Here is a 24651-nt window from a genome sequence, read left to right as displayed (position 1 = left end):
GAAACACCATGATTATTATTCACGCAATATTTCAAGTAGATCCAGCAAAACAACAAGCATTTTTAGAAGAAATTCAGCCACTCATTCATGGTTCAAGAGAAGAAAGTGGAAATGTATCTTATGACTTATATAAAGATACAGAAAAAGAAAGTGTTTATACGATGGTAGAAGTATGGAAAGATGAAGCAGCAGTTGCGAGCCATAATACGAGTGAACACTTCACATCTTTCGTTAGTAAAGCAGCACAATTTTTAACTGCTCCTCTTGATATAAAAGCTTATAATGGAGAGTTAGTAAAATAATAAGGTAGAAAAAGATGACTTTAGCATATGGCTGAAGTCATCTTTTTTGTATAAGTAGAATCCATTTTGGACTCAGTTATGTTGATTGATAAGTGTTGCTCGTATCCTCAGTAACTGTGGTGAATTGTATGTTAAATTCGAACATTTGGTTTATTGGGATATTTTTCTGTGTTATAATTTCCTTGTAAATAAAAGGTAGAGGGGAGTAAGTAATGGGAGAATTTCAAAGTAATTTGCATACGGCAACGCAACTTGCAACGAAAATGAGAAATGCTTCAGATAGAATGCAAAGTGCTACTAGTCGCTCTATAAATAAGGCAACGCGTACTACACTATCTGTGAACTTCCAAGCACAAGAGGCAAATCAACAAAATTTACAGATCACGAAACAATTTTGTACTGCTTTTCAACAAACAATTGATAATATCCATTCCGTAGCAAATGAATTTGAGAAAATGGATACAGGACTTCAAAAGACTTTTCAATAATGTAACAACCTACGTAAAGGGGAAAAGGTAGGGAGAAAAGATGAGTCAAGAAATTGAAACGAGAATCAGTCAATGTAATCAAAAATTACGAATTATATTTGAAGAACAAAATGAAAACCGAATTGCGCTGCAAAATCAAGAACGAGCTGAGGTTAGTTTTCATGAATGGAAAAATAGAAGTAATCGTTTATTTAACCGAATACTAGAAACTTGGCACGGCGACAAAGAAGTGTTTCACCTTTTTACGAATATGCGGCAAGAAATCGGACAGTATGAAAGAAAACTTACATTCGAATTAGAAAATGAAAAAGAGACGTTGCTTAAAGAAAAACGGCATCTCAGTGAGAAAGAAAACGACCTTTCCTATGAACAGCAGCAACTACAAAGGGAGGCAAATACATGAGTTTAAACATGTATTTGGGAGAAGTACAAAGTCAAACTCAAAGTATGAACGCTATATGTAATGCTACGATTCAAAGTATGGAACAAGCCATTCAATCTATTGATGCCTTTGCGATAGACACAGTATTACAAGGACAAACATACAGTAGTGCAAAAGCCTACCTTGTCGAAACATTTCGGCCATTAGCGCAAGGAATCATATGCTTATGTGAAGAATTAATTCGCCAAAACGAAGCATTTCCAAATGAGTTCCAAGCGAAAGTTGCTTCGACAGATGTGATTGAACAAGAAATAAGAGAACAAATACGGGGAATTAATCAATCGATTACAAGTATAGAAGCAATAGAAGTACTTACACCAATGCCCGGAGTAAGTGCAATCGTAACGGTATTAGGTGCAATGAGAAAAAAACTGGAAGAAAAACTTGAGCATTTATATGAATTCAATCATTCATCCAGCAACAACTACAGCACCGCCCTCCAATTAGCGGCTAGCATCACAGCCGGACTCGCTGAAGTGCAAAGCGGGAAAGGATTTAGTCCTGTGAGTGGTACGTTTCATAGTGAAAAGTTAAATATGGAATGGGCAAAGCAAATTCAAATAATTATAGAAGAGAAAATACGGAAATCTGACAATGGTATTGGAAAAAGTGTAGATTTAGAGCACAATGTGTATAACGACATTGAAGGAATAAGCAGCGAAAATCAATCTATCAATAATAGATTTACAAAAGAAGAGATACAAGCGACACAAAAATACCTCGAAGGAATTAAAAATGGTACAATAAAAGGGAATATAGGTGAGGATTTCCAAGTTGAAACCGATGATTATGAAATGGAGCATAACATTTTTGGCCATCCAGTCGGTGGTAGAAGGCCAGTACTCGATCCTTTTTTAATCGGTGTGGCGAAGTTTGGATTCGATTTTCTCTTTGGTGATCTTTTCACACTCTTTGACCCAGAAGCTACCTATGGTGAAAAACTCCTAGCAGTTGGGATGATGACTCCATATGGGAAAGGTGTAAAAATAGTTGATAAACTTCATGATTTAAAAAAGGTTGGAGATGTGAAGAAAGCAACGTCTGGGAGTGCGGGGGTTGCTAAGGGTACGGGTAAAACTGGTGTTGGTAAAACGGGTGAGGGAATACCTTTAGAAAAAGTAAAGCCCGATGTACTTAAACAGATACATGCTGATGATAATGGAGCATATGGATATTTACCAAAAGAGGGTACTGCATATAATAAACCAGAATATGACTTTACAAATGTTGAATGGACAAAAGAAATGCAAAATGTAAGAAAAGATTATCTTGAAGCATCTAAACAATTAGAAAATGATATCGAAAAAATGATATCTGAAGGATTTTCTAAAGAAAAAATAGCTGAACATGTTGTAGAAGCACGTAATCGGCAAAAAAATGCAGCGAGGGAAAATATGACTGCTGAGGAGAGAGCCGGTTTAGAGGAAAGAAATATAAAAAAATATGGTAATCCAATAGGACCGACAGCTGAGAGTATGTTTAATAAGATAAGAGATTCGTACATTGATAAAGGAATTTATGAATCAGATGAACAAGTATGGAAAATTATAATTCAAAAATCAATGCAAAAAGATGATGTAATAAACACACTATTAGGATTAGAGCATTAGGAGGGACAGGATAACTTATGATAATAATGAATAATTACTCTAAGACAGGAACGTATATTATATTAGAACCTAGCGGATATTCAGTAGTTGAAAAAAATAAAGTAAAGTTGGTTAGACAAGGCGTCGGAGGATTTAGTGAAGATGGACAGGTAGTTGGTATTTATGTTAAAGATAACAAACTATTTTTTTTCTATAATGGAAAATCATTTGAAACATCTATAGAAGATCTAATTTGTACAAATAGTTATGTTTCAAAATTGAAAAGATGTTTTAGTGTAACAATAGGAGGACAAAATATCTGTAATATAGTTTATGAGCCTTTTATTGATCCAGGAATGATTTATTATGATGCAGACCCTGAAGAGTTTGATGTATTGTTATACTTAAGTGAATTATTGAAGAATGAGGATTCTATTAAGAGATTTATGAATGGGATGGAAATGATTAAAAAGCAGAATAAAGGTTAGTGTTTTAGGGAAAGAAATAAGTGTTTGAAATTACGTACTTCATGATGGTTGGCCCATCATTGGGTACTGTGTCCAATGATAGAATAGAAAAAAAGTACGAGTTTAGGTAAGATGACATTTTACAACATATGATCTTAAAGCACTTGATTGTCTATGGAAGGCAATAAGTGCTTTTTTCATCTCAGTATAGAAATAAGATATAATAAATAAAAAATTAATATTTTGTTAGATTGAGAAAATAAAAAGATCTACTAAAAAGCAGCTGTCGATGGCATAAAAACAGCCAGTCACAAAGTAAAAGAGGGAGTAAACTTTGTAGCCTCCACAGCAAAAGGATTTGCCGACAAAATCGGAAGTCTATGGAACAAAGGTGCTACAACCGTAAAAACAACCTTTTTGCAGGGGAATGAAAAAATCCGGCACGCAATAAAAACATTACTGGAGTACAAATGGATTCTAGGTGAGGGAAACGGCTTCGTCATAGCTGAAGTAGGAAATGTCACAGAGGGAGGGTAGCATTCTCCGAAAGAGGATTATCAGTATACGACAAGTAGGAGTGTTAAGAGTACAGGTGTTGATGGTCAGGGAGCCAGTGTAGCAGGGAACATTGGAAAAAATGATAAACTAGCAAGTCAAGGGCATGTTGATGCTGGCGTTTCAGGTGCTCCAAAAGTTGATGCAGGAAAACAGGGTAAACATGTTCCTGGTCATGGGAATAATGTCTCAACCAAATCGCAGTGGGGAGCAGGGAAAAATGGAGTAGTAGAGACACAAGAAGCATGGGTGAAAGGAACACCAGTAAAGCCAGACGGAAGTGTTAGAGTGCATGATTTTGGAAAGTCAATAGGTCCAAATGGAGAAACGAGGGTAAAGGTTCATATGGATGGTAAAGGAAATATACATGGGTATCCTGTACAATAAAGGAGAATAATTATGAGTGATGAGATACTAAAAGTTGTTAATAAATTATATAAACAAGGTGATTTCCAATATGTTTTGGGGAAATTTGTTGATAAACATTTTTGGGATGGAGAAATTAATAAAATATCAAATATAAACGTTGATAATATTACTGATTTTAGTTATTCAACATGTTTTTCTTACATTCTTCTACCACTAGATGTGAAATTTCGTTTTGGTAGTGTAGAATTCAGTGAGTACGTTCGGAAGCAATCAGAAATTAATTGTGTAATGCTAATGATTTCGGCAATCGCGCCATATGCAGTGGTTAAATATTTAAGATATAGATATACTAATGGTACAATCGAGCTAGTTGAAGAGTCCTCGCCATACAATGATGAATCTAAGAAAATAGGAAGTAGTATTTTAAAATTATTAGATAGTAACGGAATAAAGAATCTTGATAAAGAAACGTTAAGTATTGAAGTGGAGGATGTTTCGTTAGAGTTAAAGGAAACAGGTGTTACTATATATAATTGTCTATTTGAAGATGAGTATTAAAAAGAAACATTAATGATTGTGCAGAAACCAAAGAAGGGATATAAATAATAGAGGTAGATTAGTAGTTGTTAAGAAGTGATTACAGTTCGAAAATGTAGTCTCATTAAAAAGAGTGACCCTCTTTAGAAAACTTTTATGAGTGTACTCCATAGGGTAAATGTCCGAATATTTGTTAAAAATCGTTACGAAAATTACAATTTATGTAATAGGAAGATGAAAGTTAAAAATTTCTAGGGATAAACCAGTTTCAACGCTAGGGCAAGTTAAAGGTGGATGTAGCTTCAGATATTAAAAAGATGAAATTAAAGTATACTGTGAAGAACAAGGATTGTACTCGATGTATATTTTTAGAGATAAAGAAATTAATTGCGCAAAAATGAATGAAGAAGCATCAGAAATAGACAGGGTGGGCTTGCGAGAAATGTGGGCTCACCTTTCGTCTGTTCAAATTGATTATGTGGTGGTGCTAAACTAAGTAAAACTAAAGATGGACGACAAATGTCAAATGATTGGTTGAATGGTGCGAAGACCCGAAAAAGTAGAATATTGATGGCAGTTGATGGAGATGCAAAATTAGCATCAAAGATTACGAAAGCATTACAAGATCAGGAAGTTGAGAGAGTGTTATCAAAGGTTGATAGTAGTGGAAATGTGAAAACATTTAGAATAGATGCAAAGGGAGACATAATTGGAGAATGGCCATAATTTAAGGAACTAGGAGGAATTGAATAGTATGAGAGATCCTTTATGTATAGAAGAAAAATGTAGAGAAGGAATAGAATATAATAAAGAGTTTATTGAGGAAAATAGAGAGGAGATTAAAAGTTTTGAAGAAGATGAAAGGAATGGTATTCAAAGAAAGGCTAAAGATAATAAAAGTCTTATAGAAGGAAGGTATCTATTAAATTTTAATTATGAGTTAGAGGATATTAACGCAAAATATTCCCTAGGAGAAGCTATCCATACAATAGAAGGAGATTTTGACAAAGCTCTTATTGATTTGAGGCATATAGGGGAAAATGAAGTTGGATATTTAAATCTAATTTGGATGATATCTCTAGGGATTTTATTAGAAACAGATAAAAAGAATCTTGTAAGTTTAGCCAAGCTAGTTGAGAAGGAAAATATGAACGACGCAGTAATCGATTTCCTCTTATGCGCTAGTGATATCGGATACACAAAAATGACGAATAGATATTATAAAGAAAATCCATATGCAAAAACGAGAGAGATTATAGAACTTGCACAAACAGATAAAAAAGAAGCGTCTAAAAGATTGCAAACGTACATGGAGAAAGAATGGTTTAAAGGCCATTATGATTATGAATGGAAAAATGCACATAAAGAACCTGGATATGTGGGGTATTGGAGCTTTGAGACAGCTGCAATAGTAAAGATACTCGGACTTGATGATACAAGTTTAAAAGATAATAATCATTATCCATATGATTTGGCACATTATAAAAATGAAATGAAATTCAAGCATATAGACCTAAGTGAATATCACTATGAAGATGAGACAGAAGAAATCGAGGATATAGTAGAAGGAATTGAACATAATCCTGCATTGGAAAATATTATTCCGCCAAAATGGCATTCATTGGTCAATGAATTAATACATGATTATGAGAATATGGATGATAGTAGTTTTTATGAAAAATACAAAAAAACGATAGGAATAGGTCAAGTATGGTTTTTACCACAAGAGTATGAAGAAGAAAATGAGCAAAAAAATCTATTAGGAAGTTTAATTGTGTTTGCTCTGACGGTAAGAGATTATATATTACAACTGGACTATAAAGAAGATTTAGAAGACTACATTGATAATCTTAAAAATTTCTGGAATGGATCAGAAACAAAGTTAATTCAATTTATGTTAGAGAATGATCAAAATTATTATGCATGGGTACCAAAAGAAGCAAACATCCCAAATATGTATGAAGTGAAGATAGAGAGTGTCGATGTAGAGGAAGTTCTATAACGAACAAATCGAAATGGTTTTTATTATATGTAATATTAGAATGCATTTTACTAGTTAATTGAAAACAATGCATGCGTGGCAGAAAAAAGGATGTATTGTTACTAAAAATTAGAGGGAAAGAAGGCTGTTGGATTGAGTTAAGCACCTCATTGTCAATATACGACAATAGGTGCTTTTTTGCGTACAATGAAGAAAAAATAAAAGATTCATTTTCACTCTATTTCATCTTCGAATTACATGTTATAATTTGGAAAAAAGTATATTCTTAATTTTTAGATAATTAAAAGGTGGTAGATACTATATGAGTACATTAAAGAAAATTACTAATAATATTTCGAAGGTTATTATAGGAAAAGACGAATCGATAGAACTAGCAGCCATTGCTCTAATAGCAAGAGGACACATTTTATTAGAAGATGTACCTGGGACAGGAAAAACAACATTAGCGAAAAGTTTGGCTAAAAGTGTGGACGCTAAATTTCAAAGAATACAATTTACAGCGGATACTTTGCCTGGAGATGTTATTGGCCTTGAATATTTTGATGTGAAGGAATCGGATTTTAAAACGAGGTTAGGTCCTATTTTTGCAAATATCGTATTAGTGGATGAAATTAATCGAGCTGTACCGAGAACACAATCTTCGTTACTTGAGGTTATGGAAGAGCGTACGGTTACAATTGCGAAACAGACCCATTCATTACCAGAACCTTTTTTAGTTATAGCAACGCAAAATCCACTCGAATCAGCGGGCACATTTCCGTTACCAGATGCTCAGTTAGACCGGTTTTTACTCACAATACGCCAAGGTTATCCTACGAGAGAAGCTGAAAAGGAAATGATGAATCGGTTTCAAATGAATGATCCGTTAGAAACGTTACATTCTATTATTTCAAGTGAAGAAATTATTACGATGCAAAAGCGTGCAAGAGAAGTGTTAGTAGGGAATGATGTGCAAGATTATCTCCTTGAAATTATTGAAGCAACTCGTAACCATGAGTTAATTGAAATTGGTGTAAGCCCTCGGGGAACGTTGGCATTTATGAGAGCGATTCAAGCACGGGCAATATTAAATGAAAGAGATTACTGTACGCCAGATGATATTAAGACGCTCACTGCATCCGTTTGTGCTCATCGTTTAACGTTAACAATTGAGGGAGAGATGAAAACGACGAAAGAACAAATTATGAAAGAAATTCTTCATACGATTAGTGTGCCAGTGGAGAATGTACGATGAATCAACAGCTTGTGTATACACCTTTAGCGGAGCCTTTCGTAATGGGGGTTATGTCAGTTGTAGCCGTTATTTTAAGTGTATTTTCAAGTAATCTACTGTTTTTATCTCTCGTATTTTTATATGTAATTTTAATAGGTGCTACGCATGTATATATACGTAAAGTATCTCGTGTTGAATGGGAATACAGTCAAGGGAATTCGAATGTTTTTATAGGTGAAACGAATATGTGCAAAATGAAAATTTCAAACAAGTCGATATTTCCTATTCTTAATATCGTATTTCGATTTAAATGTGAAAATAAGCTAACTTGGAATCATGATGAAATAAACAAAAATCATAGTACAGGTTCAAATTATTATATGAATTTTAATTTAAAAGGAAGGGAGTCAGTTTCATTTGATTTGCAAGCTGTAGCGTTAAAAAGAGGCATCGCGAAATGGGAAGAAGTTGAAATTGTTATTACTGATCTCTTTGGATTTATAACGAACCATATAACATATAAACAAGTTGATACGCCCTCTTATTTAGTCTTACCAGCTGTTCCGAAAATACAAGTTCCTGAATTACAAGAATGGTCACGAGGATTTCGAAAAGCGATGTCTTCACCCTTATATGATGAAACGAAAGTAATGGGAGTAAAGTCTTATGAAAATGAAGATTTTCGTTCCATCCACTGGAGTGCAACAGCGAAAACAGGGACGATAATTGCGAAAAAGTATGAGCGAACACAATGTGATAAATACGCGATTTATCTCAACTTGCAAAATAAAAGTGGTGTTTCTTTGCGAAATGATATAGAGGAACTAATTGAATTAACAGCAGGTATATGCAAACAACTTCTTATGCAAAACTGTTCGTTTGAAGTATGGATCAATAGTGTAAAAGATAACGGTTTGCTACATATAAAAAATGGGGATAATCGGAAACATTTGCAAAATGTATTAAAGGTACTTGCCTCGATATCAGACCAAGATACGCCTATATCTTCTTCTTACTTTTACACAGCAGGCTTTCGTCGAAAGGAACTGGATGCGGTTCCTTTAATTATTGGTACTTCACCAAAGAAATACAGTAGAACGAATAAATGGATTGTAATGAAAGAATAAGAAGGGGCTTATGTCATGGTGAATAAAAAGCGGCATATGAAAGTGAAGTTATGGAGTGTAAGAACTTTAATCATACTTTTCTTTGCGATTAGTGCGATAACGTTATCACAAGGTGTTGTGTATGTACAAGACATAGTAAAAGAGCGTTTTTTCAGTAAGACTAAGACAATATCGGAAAGAAATTATGACTTTACTAGTATAGGTGAAAATTTTGATGATTCCAAAATAGATGAAGATGAATATGAAGAAGTAGAAGATACAGGTATAAGAACGAAAACGGGTAAAAAATTTCAACCTTTCGAAAGAGAAAGTCTATGGAATGACGTGCTTTCTGTTCTTTCAAATGTATGGATTAATATAGTTTTTTATGTGATAATCGCAATATCAATTATATATGCCATCTACAAGTATATTAGGAAAAAATTGACGAAAACAGAAATAGTACAGGAGAAAGAATCGATCACAAAGCAAACTGCGGTAAGAAGCATAAAGAATGAAAAAGTCATTCATCAGTTAGAACAGCCGTTACCGACAGATAAGATAAGAAAAACGTTAGTTGAATGGGAAAGAACATTACCATTTCATGAACAGAGAAGGTCCTATGAAACGATGCAACAATGGTTAAAAAGAATTTGTAGAACAAGGGATATTATCTCGTTATATGAGTCTGTTCGTTATGGGGAAAAGACGTATACGGATTTAGATGTGAAAGAAATAATGAAGTGGGTAGAGGGAGATGGGAAGGTGGATACATAAATATCCACCTTTTCTTTTTTTATACGGAAATTTGATTAACATGAATTATTTTCTTATATGAAACCGTATTTAAATAGGTAAACAAAATTAACATTATTTACTTATACTTCATTACATGTTAACCTATACTTAATTTTTATAAACTATAATTAATTTTTAAGTTTTTTAAGGGTGTGAAAATGTAATGAAATCGGTATTAAAAAGCATACTTATTTCCTTTGTTTTTTCTGCAGTAGGTATGTGTTGGTTACTGTACGTATTATTCAAAGGGGACGGAGACTGGTTATTGTCTTGGATAGGTGTATTAATGGCATATTTATCTTTATATACTTTAATAGATTTATATTGTAAAAATACATACGATAAAAAAATAAATAAATGGCTTATAAAAACAGCGGTGACTAGTTTTAGTTTTTCTGTATTAGGAATCTCATTTTGTATCATACATGAGCTATTAACACCATGGAGTCTCAGTTTAATGGTGTGGTATTGGTTGCTAATGTTAGTATTATTTTTAACAACTATAATATCATTAATCAGTTTAGTATTTGTTAATCGTAAAAATCACAATTTCACCGTTGGATATAGAATGCTCATACTTCTAAATGTATTTCTTACATTGGGACCAGTATTATGGCCGCTATTACTTTCTATTATTGGAAATGGTATGAATGCTAGTGCGGGCTGGTAAAAAGGCATATAAATTAGTTGTGTAAAGAATAGGATGAAAAGTTGATATAGAATTTTAAATGTTTAAGAGAACATGTTTACATAAAAAATGAAAACATGTTCTCTTTTTATTTGCATGCATAACTCTTCCTCAGTTTACCCTATTTAAATTTAAACGTAAGTATTTCGTAAGGAATGGATAAGAAAAAAGAGAGATTTATCATATAGGATGAAAGTATAGCCTGAATCAATCCGATATTAATGGAGGAGAGAAAGCCTTATGAAAAAATGTAATTCAATTAAGTTAGCAAGTTTTGCAGTTTTATTAGCGGGTACTGCTCTATTCACACCTGGTTTTACTGTGACTGCAGAGTCAACCCAAAATATTTCTAGTTCGTCACAAGTACATGATCAAAAGAATCGTAATGGCTGGAAACAAGTAATGCAGGAAACAGTACAGCTTGGTGCTGTAGGAATATTAGCTAAGGCGTCTAATAACGGAAAAACTAATAGTTTTACTGCAGGCGTGGCGGACTTAAGTACAAAGAAACCGGTGAATTCGGATTATCGCTTTCGGATTGGTAGTGTGACGAAGACGTTTACTGCCACGACTATTCTTCAATTAGTAGGAGAAAATCGCTTACAACTTGACGATCCAATTGAAAAGTGGCTACCGGGTCTCGTGCAAGGAAATGGGTATGATGGTAATCAAATTACGATACGACAACTTTTGAATCATACGAGTGGTATCGCTGAATACTTAAAGTCAAAAGACGCGGACATAATGAATTCGAAAAAAACGTATACAGCAGAAGAAATAGTGAAAATAGGCCTTTCGCTGCCTCCAGATTTCTCGCCGGGTAAAGACTGGTTGTATTCAAACACAGGATACGTAATACTAGGAATGCTTATTGAAAAAATAACTGGAAATAGTTATGCGGAAGAAATCGAAAAGCGAATTATTGAACCTTTGGACCTATCAAATACGTTTTTACCAGGAAATTCACCCGTCATCCCAGGAAAGAATCATGCTCGTGGATATGTGAAAATGGAAGGAACAGGCGAGTTGAAAGACATTACGTATTATAATCCGAGTTTAGCTAATGCAGCTGGAGATATGATTTCTAATGCGGATGATTTAAATAAGTTCTTTTCATCTTTACTCGGTGGTAAGTTACTGAAGGAACGCGAGCTAAAAGAAATGCTTACTACAGTTCCTATAGAAGGCAAAGGGGTTGGTGACGCATACGGTCTTGGAATCTATGAGACTAAACTTCCAAACGGTGTTTCAGTTTGGGGGCATGGAGGAGGAATTCCTGGATTTACAACTTTTGCTGGGGGAGTAATTGGAGGCAAACATACATTGGCTATCAGTCTCAACTCTATAGGTGGGGTCGATATTGTTCCGCAGTTTAATAAAATGATGCAAATTGAATTTAATAAATAGATGAAAAGAAAGTGAATGGAATTTTGTTATAGTTATATTTAAAAGAGGTGCTTTTTTAAGTTCGTAACTATGGACAGTAGTTGCATTTATGATATGACATCAAGTGTATTCCAAAGTGAAAATCAATCTTAATGCTTACGACAAAATAAAAAAGGATGTCAGTTACATGACATTCTTTTTATTTTGGATAAAAGAGGTATGCATATAGTTCTGAAAATTGTTATTTTTAAAATTTTTACATATAATGAAGGATATAGGGGCACCAATTGGGGAGTTATGAATGGAAAATACTTTAGTTAGTTAAATATTACTCGTTTTAATCAAAATAATTATGAGTTGATTTGGAGTTGAATACAATGGGGAAAAATCATTATAAATGGAGTAATAAACAATTACGAGAACATGTTGAAGTACTAGATGGTAAGAGAAGCACACACATATTATTAAAGAATGCAACATATTTAAATTCTTATATGCGCGAGTGGATGACAGCGAACATTTGGATATATAATGATCGAATTGTATACGTAGGGGAGCAGCTGCCAGAGCAATTAACGGAGTGTGAAGTTGTTGATTGCGAAGGAAAGTATGTCGTACCCGGTTACATAGAACCACATGCACATCCGTATCAGTTGTATAACCCAGAGACGCTAGCGAATCATGCGATGCAGTTTGGGACAACAACTTTTATTAATGATAATTTAACTTTATTTTTCACATTAAAGCGTGAAGAAGCATTTCGTTTATTAGATGAATTCAATAAGATTCCAGCAAGTATGTATTGGTGGTGCCGTTTTGACGGACAGACTGAATTGCAAAACGGGGAATCTTTGTTTAATAGTGAAGAAATAATAGAGTGGCTGCAGCATGAAGCGGTTCTTCAAGGCGGCGAGCTAACAGCATGGCCAAAACTATTACATGGCGATGATGAAATGTTAACTTGGGTGCAGGAAACGAAGCGATTGCAAAAGAAAGTAGAAGGACATTTTCCGGGTGCATCTGAAACGACTTTAGCGAAGTTAAAACTGTTAGGTACAGATTGTGATCATGAAGCGATGACAGGGCAGGAAGCTTTCACTCGTCTTATGCAAGGTTACACTGTTTCCTTAAGAAATTCTTCAATCCGCCCAGATTTAGAAGTTTTACTGAAAGAATTGTTGGAACTAGGCGTAAAGCAGTTTGATAGATTCTTTTTTACAACAGACGGCTCACATCCTTCGTTTTATGAGAATGGAATGACAAACGTTATGATTTCTACCGCGATAAAACAAGGAGTACCAGTAATAGATGCATACGATATGGCAAGTTATAATATTGCTCGCTATTATAATATGGAACATGTACATGGTTCGATTGCGACAGGTAGAATTGCTAATATCAATATTTTAGAAAGTAAAGAAAACCCAGTACCAATCAGTGTCCTTGCAAAGGGGAAATGGGTGAAGCGTGACGGTGTAAATACACATGAAGCATTACATATAGACTGGAGTAAACATAAAGTAACTCCATTATCATTAGATTGGTCCATAGAAAAAGAGGATATGATTTTCTCTAATAAAACGGGGATACACTTATTAAATAACGTTATTACAAAACCATACACTAGTGAAATCAATATAGACTGTGATGAATTGTCCACAGATCATGATGAATGTTTCTTTATGATGATTGCTCGTGATGGCAGTTGGCAAGTGAATATAGCTGTGAAAGGTTTTGCGAAAGAACTAGGTGGGCTTGCTAGCTCTTATTCTGGTACAGGTGACATCATTCTTATCGGAAAAAGAAAAGAAGATATGCTTACAGCTTTTCGTAGAGTAAAAGAGCTTGGCGGGGGAATGGTAATAGCTGAAAAGAATGAAGTATTACACGAAATAGCATTACCATTGCTCGGGATTATGTCTAATTTAAAAATGAGAGAATTAATACAGGAAGAGAAACAGATGGTGAAATTACTACAAGAGCGTGGCTACGCGCATGATGATCCAGCATTTACAATTTTATTCTTTTCTGCGACGCACTTGCCTTTTATACGAGTAACACCTATAGGATTATATGATGTGAAAAGTAGTAAGGTAGTTGCCCCGCCCGTGAATTTGATAAAGCAATATTAAAAGGAAAGATCCTATAAAAATTTTATTTTATAGGATCTTTCTTATTATTAGCATAAGAATATTGTAAGCCTCAAATGATATAGTATCTAAATCATTTGAGGTGATATGTAAATATGAAAAAAATATTTTACATTTTAAGCGTATTTATTCTGTGTGTATCGATACAACACGTTGTACATTCCCAATCAGATGCACCAGAATTATCTTCGGATTGTCTCGAAGAAAGAAAAGTTAGAGATGAAAAGCATGTGAAGAATATAATACAGGACATTAAATCCACATTTAATTTAAATATTGATGAACATAGTTTTTGGGAAGTAAGTAAAAGAGATCTGGAGGCTGCTCATTTGATGTATGGTGGAAAGGAAAATGATTCTTATTATAATTCGCTAACTAAAATTTATGATAGTGGTGGATTTAGCGAACAGCCCAGCTTATTTGTGAGGGCACAAGAAGCATTTTTACTTTATAAAGAAAAAGATAATATCAATGTAATGAAACGCCTAAAACTAGACGTTGAAAAAGGGGAATGGCTCGTTATAAAAACGAAAAAGAAGAAAGGGAAAAAAGTGAAATTTAAGCCGTTGCAATGTGAAAAAGATTATATGAAAAAGAGAAATGAATAACAAAATACTTATTCATGCTGTTTTTATTCAACGATATTTTGCTGTTGATTTGAAATAGAAAAAGGTAAACGAACATATTAGCTTTATGGAATATGTTTGTTTACCTTTTTTTGAGAGATTTAATAATTGGGGATTATTTACTGCCTAATGAATTTATAACATTCAATGAATTTGTTCTTCATAAACATTAGATTTTGTGTCAAATGATTTATACATTGCCGAAACACCTATGTATATTTTATTCTACAGTATTTATAAAAGAATGTTGGCTATTCATAAGAAATATGATTGGCACGGTTTTTGCTTGTATTACATGTAAGGAAGGGAGATTGTATGTAAGGAATCTGTACTCGTAATAGTATAAAACAAGCTACTATTGCATTATTAATCATAGTTGTATTTATAGGGGAACTGTAAATACATACAAATAAGTGGTTTTTTTGATTTTAAAATTCTGAATTTTCATTTAAATAACTAGGGGGCAATGGTATGGTTAAATATTCGAAAATTTCTAAGTGGATTCTTGGTGTTGGACTAGTGACAATAACGTGTAATGGTTTGCAAATTCAAGCAGAGACAAAAGAGAAAAATGTGAAGAACGTATTACAAATGGAGCCGGTAGGAATACAGAAATCTGTTGATGAATTGGCGCACCCTTCAAAAGTACAAGAAAATGAATCTTTTACAAAACGGTTAAAATTAGCGGATTTATCGCAGCGTCCACTAGCACCAACCGATAATATTAAGCCGTTAGCTGAAGAAAAAAAGTATTCGATGGCTGAGTTAAATCAATTAAATAATAAACAATTAACTGATCTTCTTGTGACAATTAAATGGTATCAAATTCCGGAATTATTTCAGTTTAATAGTGATAGTCTTAAATTCTATCAAGATGATAGCCGAATGCAAGCGATTATTAATAAACTAGCAGAACAAGGACAAGCTTATACGCAAGATGATTCAAAAGGGATTGAAACATTAGTAGAAGCTCTACGTGCAGCGTTTTATTTAGGTTTTTACCATGATGAATTAAGCAAACTAAATGAGCGTAGCTACCATGATAAATGTTTACCAGCTTTAAAAACAATTGCAAAAAATCCAAATTTCAAACTTGGTACATCAGAACAAAATAAAGTAATTGCATCATATGGAAAATTAATTGGAAATGCATCAGCAGATGTTGAAACGGTTTTATATGCAGGTGAAATTTTTAAACAATATAACGATAATCTTGCAACTTTCATTGAAGACCGAACAAAAGGAGACGCTATATATGAGTTGATGAAGGGAATTGACTTTGATATTCAGACGGATATGTACACGACTGGAAAAGAGCCAAAAGATACGATGTGGTTTCGGAATATCGATAACTTTATTAATGAAGTAAATCGTTTTGCACTACTTGGTACAGTAACAAATAAAAATGGATGGTTAATTAATAATGGAATTTATTATGCTGGCCGATTGGGCAAGCTTCATAGCACGCCGACAAAAGGACAACAAGTTGTTACAGATGCAATGCGAATTTATCCATATTTAGGAGAGCAATACTTTGTTGCGGCAGAACAAATTACTACAAATTATGGAGGAATAGATGCGAATGGAAAAACTGTAAATTTAGATCAAATTCGGGAAGAAGGTAAAAAGAAATATTTACCGCAAACGTATACGTTTGATGATGGAGCAATTGTCTTTAAAGCTGGGGATAAAGTTAGCGAAGAGAAAATTAAACGTCTATACTGGGCGGCAAAAGAGGTGCGTTCTCAATTTTATCGTACAGTTGGTAGCGATAAACCACTTGAAAGTGGACATGCTGATGATGTGTTAACGATGGTTATTTATAATAGCCCAGATGAGTATCAATTTAATCGTCAACTGTACGGATATGAAACGAATAATGGTGGGATTTATATTGAAGGGACAGGGACTTTCTTTACATATGAACGTACACCAGAGCAAAGTATTTATAGTCTGGAAGAATTGTTCCGCCATGAATTTACGCACTACTTACAGGGAAGGTACGAAGTTCAGGGATTATGGGGCCAAGGGGAAATGTATCAAAATGAACGTTTAACATGGTTTGAAGAAGGGAATGCAGAGTTCTTTGCAGGTGCAACGCGATTAGATAGTGTAGTACCGCGAAAAAGTATAATTGGTGGGTTATCTAATGATCCTGCAAAACGTTATACAGCATCACAAACATTAAATGCGAAATATGGAACGTGGGATTTTTATAATTATTCGTTTGCACTGCAATCATATATGTATAATAAGCGCCCAGAAATGTTCGATAAAGTACATGATTTAATTCGCGCAAATGATGTTTCAAGTTACGATGCATACCGTGCTACATTAAGCAAAGATAATAAGTTAAATGAAGAATATCAATCTTATATGCAAATGCTTATTGATAATCGCGATAAGTATACAATTCCACAAGTATCAGATGAGTATTTAACTCAGCATGATCCAAAATCGCTTTCGGACGTTACTTCAGATATTACGAATGAAGCGAAATTAAAAGATGTGAAAGTAACAAAGAATACATCACAATTCTTTAATACATTTACACTACAGGGGACATATACAGGAAGTGCGGCTAAAGGAGAAGTTGAGGACTGGAAAGTGATGAATGAAGCAACAAATGATATGTTGAAACGTCTTTCAGGAAAAGAGTGGACAGGATATAAAACATTGACTGCTTATTTTGTAAATTACCGTGTAAATAATGCTGGGCAATTTGAATATGATGTTGTGTTTAGCGGAGTGAATACGGAAGAAGGTACGGCTGTAGAAAAAGAACCAAATAATTCATTTGAAACAGCAAACCCACTATCTTTGAATATTTTGTTAAGAGGAACCTTGAGCGATCAAGATCAGGGGGATAAATTTGTTATTGATGTAAAGGATCAAAAAGATTTACAAATTTCTGTTACGAACGAACAAAATCTTGGACTGAACTGGGTATTATATTCTGAATCAGATTTAAATAATTATGTAGCTTATGCAACAAAACGTGATGGAAACAAATTGCTTGGAAATTATAATGCAAAGCCAGGGAAATATTACTTAAGTGTATATAAGTATGGTGGTGGAACAGGGAATTATACGGTACAAGTAAAATAGTTTACTATAGTTTGTTTTGAAAGGCTACTTATCGCATTTTTTAGCGAAATAAAGTATTTAATGTTAAACATTAAACTAATTCAACATATCCCTGTTCTAATTATAGAACAGGGATATGTTGGCTTTATATTTTCAAATTAAATAACCTCATTGGATTTTGACAAGAAAATAATTAATATAGAGTTGAATTCTCATTCGTAAAGCATGTTTTAATCTTCTTAATGCTCTTTCATTTTTGTCTCGATTTTTGTTTTCAAATCAGTGGATACTCGATTGAAATACCCCAAAACGATCTTCCTAATATCATCGGATATAACTTTCAAATCACTAGCTAAGTTTTCAGCGAGATGTTCTTTTTCTATCGGCTGTAACTTCGTGTAAAATTCACCAGCCTGCGTAAAGTCATCCTGTTTCGTTATAGAAGTTCTTTCAAGTTTACCTTCAACGTACCTTCCTTCACCGGTTGTAATTTGATTAGCAGGTGTCCAATCTTGCTGCTGGTTAATCGTTAATTTGCGAAATTCGGGACCAATTCTTCTTCTTTGTGAATCACTGTAAATGTTAGCGCGCCCTTGCAGCATTTTATCATCTGATAACTCAGCGCCTTCTAGCAAATTAGAAGGAGAGAAGGCGACTTTTTCTACTTGTTCCATAAAATTTTCAGGATTTTTATTTAATACCATTTTCCCGACTGGTATGAGAGGATACGTCTGTTCATCCCATACTTTTGTGTCATCTAAAGGATCATAAGAAAGATGCGCTTCATCTTTCGGATCCATGAGCTGGACGTATAAACCATATTCCACTGGTTTACCATTTTCAATAGCATCATATAAATCTTTCCCGCTATAATCAGGATTTTCGGCAGCTAGTTTAATTGCTTCTTTACTAGTAATGTACTGTACACCTTCAAACGGGTACCAATGATACTTTACATACTTTCGATTACCTTCCGCATTTCTCCATACATATGTATTAACACTATGTCCTGGAATGTGGCGAAGACTTTTGGCCGTACCATTATTAGAGTATAAACGGACAACAAAATGAATAGATTCAGGTGCTTTAGCGACAAAACTCCAAAATCTATTAGGGTCTATTAAATTATTTTTAGGTGAAGGCAATAATGCTTGAATCGTTTCAGGGAAACGCATCGGATCGCGAACAGAAAAAACAGGAATGTGATTACATAAAAGGTCAAAAATGCCTTCTTTTGTATAAAATTTTGTAGAAAAACCGCGTACATTTCTAGCAGTATCCGGTGTTCCTTTCGTACTAACAGCTAACGAAAATCGCACCATAACAGGAACTTTTTCATTAGAATTTTGTAAAAAACTTAATTTAGTATGTTCAGACATCGAATATATCGTTTGAAAATAACCGAACGCACCAAATCCTTTTACATGAACAGGTCTTTCTAAAATTTTTTCATGAATAAATTGTTGTAATGACTCATGCAGTACACTATCTTGCTCTAGTACGGGTCCACGTGAACCAACTGTTTGAGAGTGAAATTTAGCTGGTTCAGTAAGTTCTCGATGTTTATTAAAGTCTTCTTCTAATAATTCTTTCCTATGTTTATCATATTTTTCATTCATCGATATAGCCTCCAAATTTTTTCGTCGATTGTTACTAAATATGATTTTATAGTCTCGATTATGTATGACATACAAAGTTCAAAGCAGTAACATACCGCTAGATGAAAAAAACACATATGTAGTGGACCTGTTGAAATAGAAGAAATTATGGAAAAATGAATATCGGGAAGAGAAAGCACACGTTTTAATAAAAAATGTGGAAGAAAACCACTATTAAAGTTTCAATCTTAAAACTTAATTTATAAACGATTATATAGAGAATGAACGTTAAAAAAGGAAAAATAACTAGGAGGAATTTAACATGTCGGATTGGTTTCAATTAGATAAAGAATATATGATGTCTACATATTGTCGGACAGAGGTTGCAATGGAAAGAGGAGAAGGATGTAAACTATATGATGTAGATGGTAAAGAGTATTTAGATTTATTTTCTGGCGTAGGAGTAAATGTACTAGGATACAATCATCCTAAAATTGTACAAACGACAATGGAGCAAGTTGTGAAATCGTTGCATTTACCGTTTCATTTCTTAAACCCAGTTGCAATTGAGTATGCAAAGAAATTAGTAGAGTGTACTTTAAAAAGCGGAAAAGTCTTTTTTACAAACTCTGGTACGGAAGCGACAGAAACAACTTTGAAATTAATTGATAAATATAGAGCTAATACGAATGAAGAACGTGAAGGAATTGTAGTGCTGAAGAATAGTTTCCATGGGCGTACGTTAGGGGCACTTCATTTTACGAGACAAGAAAGTGTATATCAAAATTTCCCTAAAACATTGATTCCTGTATATGAAGTAGAGCGCGAAAATATAGACCAATTAGAGGAGACTATTATTAAAGAAAAACCAATTGCGATTATGCTAGAGCCTGTTTTAGGAAGTGGAGGAATTTATCCTTTATCAAGTGAATATTTACATGGTGTTCAATATTTATGTGAAAAATATAATGTACTTCTTGTCGTTGATGAAGTTCAAAGTGGTATGGGTAGAACGGGAAAACTATTTGCTTATCAAAATTTTAATATTACACCAGATATTATTCAAATTGGTAAAGGAGCAGGAGGCGGGATACCGCTAGGAGGAATTATTGTAGGCAAAAAGTTATGTGATGTATTTTCACCAGGAGATCACGGGACAACGTTTGCTCATTCATCAATGGGAACAGCTTTAGGGTTAACGGTATTAAACACATTGATTGAAGATGGTTTAATGCACGAAGCGTATGAAACGTCACTATATTTAAATGATAAATTACAAGAAATTCAGAAAGAAAACTCTTATTATATTCAGGAAGTACGTCATGCTGGTATGATGTTTGGAATTAGTCTGAATGATACGAATGAAAATGTGAAGAAATTACAGGTTGAGCTAATGAATAAAGGAATGTTAGTCGATGTAACACAAGGGAATATTATTCGATTACTTCCGCCGTATATTATTACGAAAGAGGAAATTGACGCATTTATGAATCAGTTTATTATTTGTTTAGATAAAGTTGCTGCTGTAGTAAGTGCTTAAAAATTAAAGCTATATTTTATAAAAAGTGCACTCTAATTGTTAGAAGTAGTTTTACAATTGGGGTGCACTTTTTATAGTTGAATTTTGTAAAATATAGTCGTTTGTATATGATAACGGAAAAATAGAAGGAATTTCGTTATATTTGAGTGGTGAAGAAAAGGGAAAGTAAGTATAAAGATAGTAGATAAAACGAGTGGTACTAACAACTAATGATAGAACATTTTGAAAATAATAGCATACGAATATATATATGATAAGAATGAGGTGATATATTGGAAAATAATGATATTCAATTTACTTCTTTACAAATGCGAACTGATAGATTTGGGTGGGCTGGTATTCAATATACAAATAAAAAGCAAGCCATCTTATATACTCGAAACGGAGGAGTAGAATGGGATGTTGTTAACCCTCTAAATTCAATTGTAATATTTGGATATCCAATAAATGCTCGAAGCTCTTGGGCATATGGTTTAACAAAAAAGAATGATGATTTATTACCCGCTATATTTTATACAGTTAATAGAGTCTAGTGGTAATAAGTCAAGAGTAAAACAAGACTGATTTTTTCTAGGTGCGATTTTTTCAGCATACGGAAATAGACCCGACCAAAAATGAAATTTTTTCGGGCCGTTTCCAAGATTGCGTCAATAACAAAGTGTTATTTTTCTATCACGCTCCTTGGTGGCGTGTAGAGTTGATGGTTACGTAGTAGCGTATCCACCAGACGCACAAATTTTCTTGCGGTTAAGACGATGGCTCTTTTGTGTTGATGTTTGGGTGTTTCTTTGTATTTCTTTTGATAAAATGCTTGATATTCAGGCAAATATCTTCTTACTGAATTGGCAGCCTCAACTAAGTAATAGCGAAGATAACGNACCTTTTGAACTACTATCCAAAAGCCCAATCAGTTATCGAAACAGCTAGTGTGTTGGTAGTGATAGCAATGGCTCGGGTAACAGACTTTTTATCGTAGACAGAGCTACAGGGGAAATGAGCAAATTCCCGATGGATCCTTTCCATACATCCATTGTATCTGGGAAATTCAATAATATCGAAACAAATTCCGTAAGGAATCTTGTTATCTATTTTTTTTAAAATCAGGGTAATTAGAAAGCAGAAATACTGATCTAAACTATATTCTACGAGGGGAAAGATGGAGTGAGTTTATATTACCAATTGAAGAAGAGTGGGAGAAATCGACGGATGTTCAAGTACAATTGCATGCTGCGAATATGGATAGTATATGGATTGTATTGTCTAGAAAGCTTGCATCAAATAAATTTGAAAATAATTTATACTATATGAAAATGAAAGGGAGAGTATGGAAAGTAATTAAAAATATAAGTATTAGTGATAGTATTTCAGGAATAACATTTATAAACGAGTTAGTTGGATTTATTTCATTACACAAACAATATGAAACATCAGCGGTATTTAAAACAATAGATGGTGGGGCAAGTTGGCAGCCTATAAAAGATATTCCAAGTCTTGAAGGAATTAATAATGGGACTGCTATGGCTTATAAAGCAATCTATAAAAATAACTTGTTAGTAATACCAACTAAAATGAATAATGATGTATTTTTAATGAATTACTCATTTGATAAGGGGAATTCGTGGCATATTTCAAATGAAACAATAAATACTAGTAAAGCGGCTGTTTCTTTTTTTAGTTCCTATTATGGCTGGGTTATAAATAGTGAACATGGAAGTGTATATCAAATAATAAAAAAAGGAGCAAAATGGATAAAGGTATCAAGTAATCCATTGCTGAAAAATGTATTTTGTTTACATTTTTTTAATCGGCGTAAAGGTTGGGCTTGTAATAAAAAAGAAATATTTACTACAACGGATAGAGGTATAACATGGAAAAAGGTTGTATATAAAATTAATGATATTTATAAATTAGTGTAAAAGAGTCCTAAAGAAATTAGGACTTTTTTTATTTTTAAATGGTGAGAGTTGTAACAGACAACGATAAGAGGAGGGATACAAGTGTAGAGATTATATTTTCAAAAATAGACGTTTGTTTTCACACAGTATAATTCACTTTTGAATATGTTAATAAAGTAGCAAATTCATAGGAAATGGTAATACTTAATATTTTATGTCACATGATGTGTAAAGGGGGCGTGTAATGAAATCGTTAACGGTTATTATTTTGTACAGTGAAAGAGAGCAAATATTAGAAGAGTCAATTCAATCTATATGGAAGCTAAATCCTCTTGAAATTATAATTTTCGTTCCTAACGATAGAAGTAATTTGTATGAAATAGCAAAGAAACATAAATGTCATATTGTTTTTATGGACAAATATAATAAGCATTATGATGGATATGGAGCTTGTATCAAGGCAGCAAAAGGAGAAGTTTTATTATTTTTAGATGGCAATTTTTCGTTATCCACAAATGAAATGCAGAGATTTATTGAGCCAATTGTTACAAATCAAGCCGATGTAGTTTTAAATAAAATAGATAAATTGATAGAAATAGGTAAATGTCCAAATATGGATATTGTATGGAGAAAAATGTTAAATGAAATTTTAAGTCGACCAGATTTAAAAAGCAATTCAATACTTTCGTTACCATATGCGCTTACGAAGGAAGTAGTGGAAAATATCGGCTTTAATTATATGGAAGATATCGTTCTATCTCATATGAAGATTGTGAATCAAGGGTGGCGGATTAACGATCAATATGCAATCAATACGTTATCTAAAGATGAGACTATAGAGGAAGGAGGATATTTAATAAAAAAAGAGTTATCCAAAAATGAAAAAGAGAAAGTAGAAAGATATTTACGCGGTATAGCTAAATGGATAGAGAAAAAAGGAAGAAGAGTAGGGTTTACTGATGCAGGAAAAAGAAGAGATATTGTTCAAAAACTAGGTGAATGTAAGCGATACCCTTCCTATCATCAGGGCTGGGGAATGCATTCTTCAATTTATAACGGGAAACAACTTTCTGTCATTATACCAGTACAAAATGAAGAAGAGACTATAGAACAAGTAATACTTGAGGCGAGAAAAATAGAACCACTAGAAATCATCGTCGTTGTAAATGGTTCGACAGATCAAACGGCTAATATTGCTAAAAGACTTGGTGTTACTATTATTGAATATAACGAACGACTTGGTCATAATGTTGGACGTGCTATTGGAGCGCTTGAAGCTACAGGAGATATTCTTTTATTTATTGATGGTGATTTTAGTGTTTCAGGAAGTAATTTGCATCATTTTACAAAAGCAGTTTCAGCTGGTGTAGACATAGCATTAAATGATTTGAATCCGATGTTACACCCTCCGTTTTATGTTGTAGACGTCGTAAAATATATGCTTAATTTAGCATATAATCGTCCAGAATTAAGCAATGGCTCATTAGTAGCAATTCCACATGCTATGAGTAGATCATGTTTAGATGCAATAGGCTGGGAAAGCTTACTATGCCCTAGTCTTGCACAAGTAAAAGCAATATTACAAGGGTATAGAGTAGAATGTGTACATTACGTTGATGTTGTAAAACCGAATAGAATTCGTTTAAAGGAAAATGTAAGTCACAATGGGCATCCTCCAGCAGTATTAAGAATAATTGGTGATCACGTTGAAGCTCTCTCTTACTTGATAGAACAACTCGAAATGGATGGAAAGGGTGATTAAACTGTTAGACCAGTATAAAATAATTAACATTTCATATGAACAATTATGGCA

Annotated in this window: 21 protein-coding genes and 3 pseudogenes; 22 read left to right on the top strand and 2 right to left on the bottom strand. The window is 33.6% G+C overall.

Annotated elements, in window-relative coordinates; translation table 11 throughout:
* Positions 1 to 8: 8 nt before the first annotated feature.
* From V6946_RS15865 to colA, 18 genes and pseudogenes are all read left to right on the top strand, one after another.
* Complete coding sequence (locus tag V6946_RS15865) at positions 9 to 302, top strand: putative quinol monooxygenase (RefSeq protein ID WP_000583804.1); 294 nt, start codon at positions 9 to 11, stop codon at positions 300 to 302.
* A gap of 212 nt (positions 303 to 514) precedes the next feature.
* A complete protein-coding gene (locus V6946_RS15860; protein ID WP_000503641.1) occupies positions 515 to 790 on the top strand; it encodes a TIGR04197 family type VII secretion effector in 276 nt (91 codons plus the stop codon).
* A 40-nt stretch (positions 791 to 830) separates the two neighbouring features.
* Entirely contained in the window at positions 831 to 1193 is a 363-nt protein-coding gene (locus V6946_RS15855) for a DUF3958 family protein (RefSeq protein WP_000076595.1), read from the top strand.
* Positions 1190 to 2842 (top strand): T7SS effector LXG polymorphic toxin, encoded by a 1653-nt coding sequence (locus V6946_RS15850; RefSeq protein ID WP_006927601.1) that lies wholly within the window; start codon positions 1190 to 1192, stop codon positions 2840 to 2842. Before V6946_RS15855 ends, V6946_RS15850 begins: the two co-directional genes overlap by 4 nt.
* A gap of 17 nt (positions 2843 to 2859) precedes the next feature.
* A complete protein-coding gene (locus tag V6946_RS15845) occupies positions 2860 to 3309 on the top strand; it encodes a hypothetical protein (RefSeq protein WP_000585090.1) in 450 nt (149 codons plus the stop codon).
* Positions 3310 to 3564: 255 nt separating this feature from the next.
* Positions 3565 to 3942: pseudogene (locus tag V6946_RS15840) on the top strand (type VII secretion protein); the annotation flags it as partial.
* 150 nt (positions 3943 to 4092) lie between these two features.
* A complete protein-coding gene (locus V6946_RS15835) occupies positions 4093 to 4230 on the top strand; it encodes a hypothetical protein (RefSeq protein ID WP_000679168.1) in 138 nt (45 codons plus the stop codon).
* A 12-nt stretch (positions 4231 to 4242) separates the two neighbouring features.
* A complete protein-coding gene (locus V6946_RS15830) occupies positions 4243 to 4770 on the top strand; it encodes a hypothetical protein (protein WP_001278748.1) in 528 nt (175 codons plus the stop codon).
* Between the two features lie 498 nt (positions 4771 to 5268).
* Positions 5269 to 5475, top strand: a complete 207-nt coding sequence (locus V6946_RS15825; RefSeq protein ID WP_033692870.1) for a hypothetical protein — start codon at positions 5269 to 5271, stop codon at positions 5473 to 5475.
* Between the two features lie 28 nt (positions 5476 to 5503).
* Positions 5504 to 6751 (top strand): PoNi-like cognate immunity protein, encoded by a 1248-nt coding sequence (locus V6946_RS15820; RefSeq protein ID WP_006927603.1) that lies wholly within the window; start codon positions 5504 to 5506, stop codon positions 6749 to 6751.
* Positions 6752 to 7052: 301 nt separating this feature from the next.
* Complete coding sequence (locus V6946_RS15815; RefSeq protein WP_000105663.1) at positions 7053 to 7985, top strand: MoxR family ATPase; 933 nt, start codon at positions 7053 to 7055, stop codon at positions 7983 to 7985.
* Positions 7982 to 9091: a DUF58 domain-containing protein gene (locus V6946_RS15810; RefSeq protein ID WP_006927606.1), complete on the top strand. Its 1110-nt coding sequence runs from the start codon at positions 7982 to 7984 to the stop codon at positions 9089 to 9091. The genes V6946_RS15815 and V6946_RS15810 overlap by 4 nt, the downstream gene beginning before the upstream one ends.
* A gap of 15 nt (positions 9092 to 9106) precedes the next feature.
* Positions 9107 to 9847 carry a signal peptidase II gene (locus V6946_RS15805; RefSeq protein WP_366981733.1) on the top strand — a complete coding sequence of 247 codons (741 nt, stop codon included), beginning with the start codon at positions 9107 to 9109 and terminating at the stop codon, positions 9845 to 9847.
* Positions 9848 to 10031: 184 nt separating this feature from the next.
* The gene (locus tag V6946_RS15800; protein WP_000843833.1) at positions 10032 to 10538 is read left to right on the top strand and encodes a DUF3902 family protein; all 507 of its coding nucleotides are present in this window, start codon (positions 10032 to 10034) and stop codon (positions 10536 to 10538) included.
* 258 nt (positions 10539 to 10796) lie between these two features.
* A complete protein-coding gene (locus V6946_RS15795) occupies positions 10797 to 11963 on the top strand; it encodes a serine hydrolase (protein ID WP_000710628.1) in 1167 nt (388 codons plus the stop codon).
* Between the two features lie 356 nt (positions 11964 to 12319).
* Positions 12320 to 14074, top strand: coding sequence for an adenine deaminase C-terminal domain-containing protein (locus V6946_RS15790; protein WP_006917936.1), 1755 nt, complete (start codon positions 12320 to 12322; stop codon positions 14072 to 14074).
* A 113-nt stretch (positions 14075 to 14187) separates the two neighbouring features.
* Positions 14188 to 14700 (top strand): hypothetical protein, encoded by a 513-nt coding sequence (locus tag V6946_RS15785; protein ID WP_000719373.1) that lies wholly within the window; start codon positions 14188 to 14190, stop codon positions 14698 to 14700.
* Between the two features lie 489 nt (positions 14701 to 15189).
* Positions 15190 to 17826, top strand: a complete 2637-nt coding sequence (gene colA, locus V6946_RS15780) for a collagenase ColA (protein ID WP_197228737.1) — start codon at positions 15190 to 15192, stop codon at positions 17824 to 17826.
* Between the two features lie 218 nt (positions 17827 to 18044).
* Here colA and V6946_RS15775 read toward each other — a convergent pair whose 3' ends face one another.
* The gene (locus V6946_RS15775) at positions 18045 to 19424 is read right to left on the bottom strand and encodes a catalase (RefSeq protein ID WP_006917939.1); all 1380 of its coding nucleotides are present in this window, start codon (positions 19422 to 19424) and stop codon (positions 18045 to 18047) included.
* Between the two features lie 301 nt (positions 19425 to 19725).
* Here V6946_RS15775 and V6946_RS15770 point away from each other — a divergent pair, with 301 nt between their 5' ends.
* Both V6946_RS15770 and V6946_RS15765 read left to right on the top strand, forming a co-directional pair.
* Entirely contained in the window at positions 19726 to 20943 is a 1218-nt protein-coding gene (locus tag V6946_RS15770; protein ID WP_001286471.1) for an aspartate aminotransferase family protein, read from the top strand.
* Between the two features lie 272 nt (positions 20944 to 21215).
* A pseudogene (locus tag V6946_RS15765) lies at positions 21216 to 21470 on the top strand (hypothetical protein); the annotation flags it as partial.
* 134 nt (positions 21471 to 21604) lie between these two features.
* Here V6946_RS15765 and V6946_RS15760 read toward each other — a convergent pair.
* Positions 21605 to 21820 (bottom strand): annotated as a pseudogene (locus V6946_RS15760) (IS110 family transposase); the annotation flags it as partial.
* A 262-nt stretch (positions 21821 to 22082) separates the two neighbouring features.
* Between V6946_RS15760 and V6946_RS15755 the strand changes: the two are divergent.
* Both V6946_RS15755 and V6946_RS15750 read left to right on the top strand, forming a co-directional pair.
* A complete protein-coding gene (locus tag V6946_RS15755; RefSeq protein ID WP_366982372.1) occupies positions 22083 to 22859 on the top strand; it encodes a hypothetical protein in 777 nt (258 codons plus the stop codon).
* A 223-nt stretch (positions 22860 to 23082) separates the two neighbouring features.
* A complete protein-coding gene (locus V6946_RS15750; RefSeq protein ID WP_006924592.1) occupies positions 23083 to 24600 on the top strand; it encodes a glycosyltransferase in 1518 nt (505 codons plus the stop codon).
* The last annotated feature ends 51 nt before the right edge of the window (positions 24601 to 24651 follow it).

It is taken from the genome of Bacillus sp. PPSBB_2 (assembly GCF_045291115.1).
Classification (GTDB): Bacteria; Bacillota; Bacilli; order Bacillales; family Bacillaceae_G; genus Bacillus_A; species Bacillus_A cereus.
Note: the sequence above shows the minus strand (reverse complement) of the source record. Positions and strands in the feature narration are given on the sequence as shown.

Coding starts and splice junctions, on each gene's coding strand:
- V6946_RS15865 (WP_000583804.1), top strand. CDS start 9: ATGATTATTATTCACGCAATATTTCAAGTAGATCCAGCAAAACAACAA.
- V6946_RS15860 (WP_000503641.1), top strand. CDS start 515: ATGGGAGAATTTCAAAGTAATTTGCATACGGCAACGCAACTTGCAACG.
- V6946_RS15855 (WP_000076595.1), top strand. CDS start 831: ATGAGTCAAGAAATTGAAACGAGAATCAGTCAATGTAATCAAAAATTA.
- V6946_RS15850 (WP_006927601.1), top strand. CDS start 1,190: ATGAGTTTAAACATGTATTTGGGAGAAGTACAAAGTCAAACTCAAAGT.
- V6946_RS15845 (WP_000585090.1), top strand. CDS start 2,860: ATGATAATAATGAATAATTACTCTAAGACAGGAACGTATATTATATTA.
- V6946_RS15830 (WP_001278748.1), top strand. CDS start 4,243: ATGAGTGATGAGATACTAAAAGTTGTTAATAAATTATATAAACAAGGT.
- V6946_RS15825 (WP_033692870.1), top strand. CDS start 5,269: ATGTCAAATGATTGGTTGAATGGTGCGAAGACCCGAAAAAGTAGAATA.
- V6946_RS15820 (WP_006927603.1), top strand. CDS start 5,504: ATGAGAGATCCTTTATGTATAGAAGAAAAATGTAGAGAAGGAATAGAA.
- V6946_RS15815 (WP_000105663.1), top strand. CDS start 7,053: ATGAGTACATTAAAGAAAATTACTAATAATATTTCGAAGGTTATTATA.
- V6946_RS15810 (WP_006927606.1), top strand. CDS start 7,982: ATGAATCAACAGCTTGTGTATACACCTTTAGCGGAGCCTTTCGTAATG.
- V6946_RS15805 (WP_366981733.1), top strand. CDS start 9,107: ATGGTGAATAAAAAGCGGCATATGAAAGTGAAGTTATGGAGTGTAAGA.
- V6946_RS15800 (WP_000843833.1), top strand. CDS start 10,032: ATGAAATCGGTATTAAAAAGCATACTTATTTCCTTTGTTTTTTCTGCA.
- V6946_RS15795 (WP_000710628.1), top strand. CDS start 10,797: ATGAAAAAATGTAATTCAATTAAGTTAGCAAGTTTTGCAGTTTTATTA.
- V6946_RS15790 (WP_006917936.1), top strand. CDS start 12,320: ATGGGGAAAAATCATTATAAATGGAGTAATAAACAATTACGAGAACAT.
- V6946_RS15785 (WP_000719373.1), top strand. CDS start 14,188: ATGAAAAAAATATTTTACATTTTAAGCGTATTTATTCTGTGTGTATCG.
- colA (WP_197228737.1), top strand. CDS start 15,190: ATGGTTAAATATTCGAAAATTTCTAAGTGGATTCTTGGTGTTGGACTA.
- V6946_RS15775 (WP_006917939.1), bottom strand. CDS start 19,424: ATGAATGAAAAATATGATAAACATAGGAAAGAATTATTAGAAGAAGAC.
- V6946_RS15770 (WP_001286471.1), top strand. CDS start 19,726: ATGTCGGATTGGTTTCAATTAGATAAAGAATATATGATGTCTACATAT.
- V6946_RS15750 (WP_006924592.1), top strand. CDS start 23,083: ATGAAATCGTTAACGGTTATTATTTTGTACAGTGAAAGAGAGCAAATA.